This window comes from Buchnera aphidicola (Pemphigus obesinymphae), from assembly GCF_026122815.1.
Lineage (GTDB): Bacteria > Pseudomonadota > Gammaproteobacteria > Enterobacterales > Enterobacteriaceae > Buchnera_C > Buchnera_C aphidicola_BJ.
Genome location: NZ_JAIWQW010000016.1, coordinates 1 through 6302, shown reverse-complemented (window position 1 = coordinate 6302; position 6302 = coordinate 1). Strand labels below are relative to the sequence as shown.

6 protein-coding genes and 1 pseudogene are annotated in these 6302 nt (G+C 26.8%); all 7 read right to left on the bottom strand.

Features of this window, described 5'->3' with window-relative positions; translation table 11 throughout:
- Positions 1-1066 (bottom strand): phenylalanine--tRNA ligase beta subunit-related protein (locus LDP10_RS02590; protein WP_265197187.1); only part of this gene is annotated, 1066 nt, incomplete at its 3' end.
- A gap of 20 nt (positions 1067-1086) precedes the next feature.
- The gene (gene pheS / locus LDP10_RS02585) at positions 1087-2073 is read right to left on the bottom strand and encodes a phenylalanine--tRNA ligase subunit alpha (RefSeq protein WP_265197186.1); all 987 of its coding nucleotides are present in this window, start codon (positions 2071-2073) and stop codon (positions 1087-1089) included.
- A gap of 166 nt (positions 2074-2239) precedes the next feature.
- Positions 2240-2593, bottom strand: a complete 354-nt coding sequence (gene rplT / locus LDP10_RS02580) for a 50S ribosomal protein L20 (RefSeq protein ID WP_265197185.1) — start codon at positions 2591-2593, stop codon at positions 2240-2242.
- A 42-nt stretch (positions 2594-2635) separates the two neighbouring features.
- Complete coding sequence (gene rpmI, locus LDP10_RS02575; RefSeq protein ID WP_265197184.1) at positions 2636-2833, bottom strand: 50S ribosomal protein L35; 198 nt, start codon at positions 2831-2833, stop codon at positions 2636-2638.
- An 85-nt stretch (positions 2834-2918) separates the two neighbouring features.
- A complete protein-coding gene (gene infC / locus LDP10_RS02570; RefSeq protein ID WP_265197188.1) occupies positions 2919-3458 on the bottom strand; it encodes a translation initiation factor IF-3 in 540 nt (179 codons plus the stop codon).
- A 3-nt stretch (positions 3459-3461) separates the two neighbouring features.
- Positions 3462-5390, bottom strand: a pseudogene (gene thrS / locus LDP10_RS02565) (threonine--tRNA ligase).
- Positions 5391-5676: 286 nt separating this feature from the next.
- Positions 5677-6302, bottom strand: a 626-nt coding sequence (locus LDP10_RS02560; protein ID WP_265197183.1) for a 3-deoxy-7-phosphoheptulonate synthase, incomplete at its 5' end; no start/stop codon positions are given.

Here is a 6302-nt window from a genome sequence, read left to right as displayed (position 1 = left end):
TTTTTTCTCCAAGATGAATTTTTTTTTTATTTTTTGAAAGATTATTAAAAAAAATAGATCCAATTAATAAATTTTTGGTCTTCTTAGTTACCATAGCAACATCAGTATTGATATTGGCACCTATCGACAAAATTTTATAATCATCAGAAATTAAAAATGTATTTTCACTGATACTTACAGTCAAACCGTTAATTACAGTAGTTTCTTTATTTCCATTGGACATTCGTAAAATAATATTACCTAAAATATTATCTGCATCAAAAATATGTAAAGGTAAACCAAGTTCTAATGAAACGTAATTGATAACATCCACAACTGTATCATTCGTACTAATACCAGAACGCCTTAATTTTTCTTTTATCTTAATGGGAATCTGTATATATTGGGCAATGTTTTTAATAATTCTACATAAATAACGAGGACATATATGTGGAACATTTAAAATTACCGATAATGAATCTTTCACTACCGATAGAACGGGTCGAAAAATGGTATTTGGTAAATTCATGTTATTTTGAATAGCTAATTCTCTAGCTATACCAATAATTCCTTGACAATCAAAACGATTAGGAGTAATACAAATTTTAATAATATTGTCATTCAACAAAAAATATTTTTTAACATCAGTACCAACAGCAGCATCATTAGGTAAAATAATTACATCATTCTCGTATTCAAATATACCTAAATCAAAAAAAGAACATAATATTCCCTGTGATATTTTACCTTCTATATTAATTTCCTTAATAATAATTCTGTCATTTAAAATAGCACCAACAGGTGCTACAACTATTTTTATACCCTGACGAACATTAAATAATTTAGATATAATTTTTATTTCTTTTCTAATACCATCGCCAATATCTACTGAAATTATATTCCAATCTTTAGAATCAGGATGGATCATGCAGGATAATACTTTTCCTATTACCACTCCATTACATATATCGGATACCTTTTTTACGCTCTCTACTTCTAACCCGGATTTTGTTATTTGATCACATAACACTGTGGTATTTACTTCTGGATTAACCCATTCTCGCAACCATCTTTCACTAAATTCCATAAAATATTTACCATTTTGTCTTATTTAAACTGTTTTAAAAAATTTAAATCATTCTCAAAAAAATAACGTAAATCTGGAATTCCATAATATAACATGGCTATTCTTTCTACTCCTAAACCAAATGCACAACCTTTATATTCCTTATAGTTAATATTAACATTAGATAATACTTTGGGATGAACCATACCGCATCCCAATACTTCAATCCATTGATTATCTTTCCCCATAATATCGATTTCTGCTGATGGTGTTGTAAATGGGAAATACGATGTTCTAAATCTTGTTTGCACATGTTTACCAAAAAAAATAGATAATAATTCTTGTATTATCCATTTCAAATTGGAAAAACTAACATTTTTATCGACAATTAATCCTTCAATTTGATGAAACATAGGAGTATGAGTTACATCATAATCGTTACGATAAACTTTACCTGGTACTATAATTTTAATGGGAGGTTTTTCATGTTCCATTATCCGAATTTGCATACTTGATGTTTGAGTTCTAAGTAACCTATTAATATCAAACCAAAAAGTATCCTTATTAGATCTAGAAGGATGATTGTGAGATATATTTAACGCACTAAAATTATGGTATTCATCTTCTATTTCAGGACCTGTGATTGATTTAAATCCTAAATTCAAAAAAAACCTTTCTATATTATTAATAATGATTGTAATTGGATGCATAGCACCATTTTCAACACGACGACCCGACAATGAAATATCAATTTTTTCTTTATTTATTTTTTTTTCAAGAGAAAAAAAAATTATTTTTTTCTTATATACTGATATCTTAGATTGAATATCTAATTTCAATTGATTTAATATAGCACTATATTTTATTTTCTCTTTTAAAACAAAATTCCTTAAATTAAAAAATTCTTTAGATAAAAAGCTTTTTTTCCCCAAATATTTTACTTTTACTTTATTCAATTCCTTCATGTTTTTAATTTTTTTTAAATCAATTTCAACCAAATTAATTAATGCTTGAGGATCTATAATCATAATTATAAACTCTTTTATTAAATTAATTCATAAAAATAAACTATATCTAATATATATATTAAAAATAATCACATATTATAAAAAATAAAAAATTTAAATTATCATATAAAACATTAAAACAAATTATGAGGGGAAACTAATTACCCCTCCTAATTTTAAAAATGTATTATAATGCACATTTGGCTTTTTCAATTAAAAAACTTAATGCATTATTATCAAATATTGCGATTTCTGAAAGAATCTTCCGATCTATATTTACATCAGATTTTCTCAAACCATACATAAATTTACTATAAGACATTTTATTTTTTCGAACAGCCGCGTTAATGCGAGCAATCCATAATCTACGGAATAAACGCTTACGCTGACGACGATCACGATAAGAATATTGAGCAGCTTTAATAACAGCTTGGCAAGCAACTCTGTAAACACGAGAACGCGCTCCATAATACCCTTTAGCTTGTTTTATAATTTTTTTATGACGAGCTCGAGCTACCACACCACGTTTTATACGAGCCACTGGATCTCCTTTTTTAACATTATTATTAAAAAAATAAAAACATTATGAATATGGTAATAAAAATAATACTTTACCTCGATCTCCTTTTGAAACCACTTTTTTAGAACGTAAATGTCTTTTCCTATTGGTTGTTTTTTTAGTTAATAAATGACGTAAATTAGCCTGTTTATGCTTAAACATGCCTGATGCAGTTTTTTTAAATCTTTTTGCTGCACTACGTAGAGTTTTTATCTTAGGCATAATAATATTCCATGCTAATTTTTCAGGTTACTAATATGTATATATCACTAAAAGTATTTTTTTAAAAATATCAATCAATAAAAAATTACTTCTTTTTAGGTGATAAAATCATTATCATTTGACGACCTTCTACTCTATTAGGAAAGAATTCTACAATAGCTAATTCATTTAAATCATTTTTTATTCGATTTAACATATCTATTCCTATTTGTTGGTGCGCCATTTCACGACCACGAAAACGTATTGTAATCTTAACTTTATCTCCTTCTGCTAAAAACCGAATTAAATTCCTTAACTTAACTTGATAATCTCCTTTATCTGTTGCTGGTCTAAACTTTATTTCTTTTACTTGTATTATTTTTTGTTTTTTCTTTTGTTCTTTATAAGATTTACTTTTTTCATATAAATATTTTCCATAATTCATAATACGACATACGGGTGGTTCTGCATTTGGACTAATTTCAACTAAATCCACTCCTGCTTCCATAGCCTGTTTTAATGCTTCATGTAAACTTACAATACCTATTTGATCACCTTCCATACCTGAAAGGCGAACTTCTTTGGCTCGAATTTCATTATTAATACGATTAGGACGTATCAATTGTGTTTTTTTTCCGACTTTAATACTTTATTCCTCCAATAAATTACCACTACGATCTAAAATATTTTTTTTTAATTTTTTTATCCAATTATTAAATTCTATATTATTTATTATTTTACCCGATCGAGTTCTAATACTTACTGTATTACTTTTCTCTTCTCGATCTCCACATATTAAAATATAAGGTATTTTATTTAATATATGTTCTCTAATTTTAAAATTCACTCTATCTTGTCTCAAATCTGATATAACTCTAATATCTTCATCGGATAATTTTTTAATTAATTTATTTACATAATCAATATGGTTATCATTAATGCCTATAACTACTATTTGTACGGGAGACAACCAAACTGGAAAATAACCTCTGTACTCTTCTACCAAAATACCAATAAACCTTTCTATAGAACCTAATATAGCTCTGTGAATCATCACCGGTACCTGATATTCATTTTTTTTATTTATATAAAACGCATTTAAACTAGTTGGTAAATAAAAATCCAACTGAATTGTCCCACATTGCCAAACACGAGCTAAAGAATCATGTAAAGAAAATTCGATCTTGGGTCCATAAAAAGCACCTTCTCCTACTTGATAATCGAATAATAAATTATTTTCTTTTAATACTTCAACTAAACTTCGTTCTGCATGATCCCATATTTTATCATCACCTATCCGTTTTTCAGGCCGTGTAGATAATTTTACCGATATCTTTTTAAAACAAAATAAATTGTATACATCATATATCATTTTAATACAATTATTTATTTCTTTTTTAATTTGATCTCCTGTACAGAATATATGAGCATCATCTTGAGTAAAACCTCTGATTCTCATTAAACCATGCAAAGCACCAGATGGTTCATTACGATGGCAAGTACCAAATTCTGAAATTCTAATTGGTAAATCACGATAAGATCTCAATCTTTGATTAAATATTTGAACATGACCAGGACAATTCATTGGTTTTATACAATAATTTCTGTTTTCTGAAGATGTCATAAATATAGATTCTTGATAATTTTTTAAATGACCACTGCTTTCCCATATAGATTGATCCATCATAAAAGGAGTTTTTACTTCTTGATAATGATATCGTTTTAAATGCCGTCGAATAAAATTTTCTAATTCTCGAAAAATTATAAAACCATTATGATGCCAAAAAATCATACCAGGAGCTTCTTCTTGCATATGATATAAATCTAATCTTTTGGCAATGATTCTGTGATCTCTTCCTTTTGCTTCATTTATACTTTCAATATATTTTTTTAATTGATTCTTGCTAGACCATGCGGTTCCCGATATTCTCTGTAACATTTTGTTATTTTTGTTGTCTTTCCAATATGCACCAGAAATATTTTGTAACTGAAAAAAACGACAAAATCTTATATTTGGTACCTGCACCCCCTTACAAAAATCAACGTAATCTCCATTATAATAAATTTCAATCATAGATTGATTTCTAAAAACATTTTCTAAATCATATATTTTATAAATTTCATTACGTGATAAAAATAAATTATAAGCATCTTTCCATGTAACTATTTTTTTCATTAAAAAAAAATTATTTTTAACTAAATTCAACATATTCTTTTCTAATACAGAGATATCGTTTTTTGTTAATTTAACCTCAATATCTACATCGCAATAAAATCCATTTTCAGAAATTATATTATTAGCAATCTTGGATATTGGATACATTTTTTTAATAGAATAAGCTAATAATTGCGCGCAAGAATATCGAATTATTTCTAAAGAAGATTGTTCTTCATTATTGATAATAATAACTTCAGAATCACTTTTTATCACAGTATCTACACCTAGCAATTAATCATACGCGTAAACTGATATACAAGATTGTGCCAAATTTACTTTAATATCTTAAACCATTTTTATTACCGAAATAAAATTATCATATATCCTTTTACTTCCATCTAATAACATGATAATTAGCATCATAGATCCTTATTAACTATCAAATAAATTATATAGAATACAGATCTATTAAATCATAATATATTTTCTAAAAAATATAAAAATAAATATATATTTAATATAATCTAATTTTTACTTTGAATAAAACCATTTATATTTTTTATTAACAATAATAATATTATTATACTAATTTTTATAATATCAAAAAAATAATCCCTATTTAATATAATATATTAAATATAGTATAAAATGCCAAAATTCTAAAATAAGGATATCAGTTAAATAACACTGATACCCTTACTAATCGTTAAAAACGACTATCAATAGATTTTGCTAACCGATCAATCAATGAAACACTATCATCCCAACCCAAACACGGATCTGTAATAGACTTTCCATAAACTAAAGATTCATTATTAACTACAGTTTGAAAACCTTCTTCTAAAAAACTTTCAATCATAACACCAACAATAGCTGTAGAACCATTATAAATTTGTTTAGCTATAGATTCTCCCACATCACATTGTCTACGGTGTTGTTTTAAACAATTGCCATGACTAAAATCAACCATTAAATACTCTGGTAAATTAAAATCTTGCAAATGTTTTACAGCTGAAGCAATATCTTCAACATGATAATTTGGTAACGTACCACCACGCATAATAATATGACAGAATGGATTACCACTCGTATGATTGATAGTCATTTTTCCATGTTTATCTGGCGCTAAAAACAAATGTTTTACTTTAGAAGCCCTAATTGCATCTATGGCAATACGAATATTTCCATCAGTACCATTTTTAAAACCTACAGGACAAGATAAAGCAGAAGCCATTTCACGATGTATCTGACTTTCTGTAGTTCTTGCACCTATAGCTCCCCAACTAATAAGATCTGCTATAAATTGTCCAATTACTATATCCAAAAATTCTG

Bases quoted from the DNA above. Each gene is read 5' to 3' on its own strand.
- pheS (WP_265197186.1), bottom strand. From the start codon at position 2,073: ATGATTATAGATCCTCAAGCATTAATTAATTTGGTTGAAATTGATTTA.
- rpmI (WP_265197184.1), bottom strand. From the start codon at position 2,833: ATGCCTAAGATAAAAACTCTACGTAGTGCAGCAAAAAGATTTAAAAAA.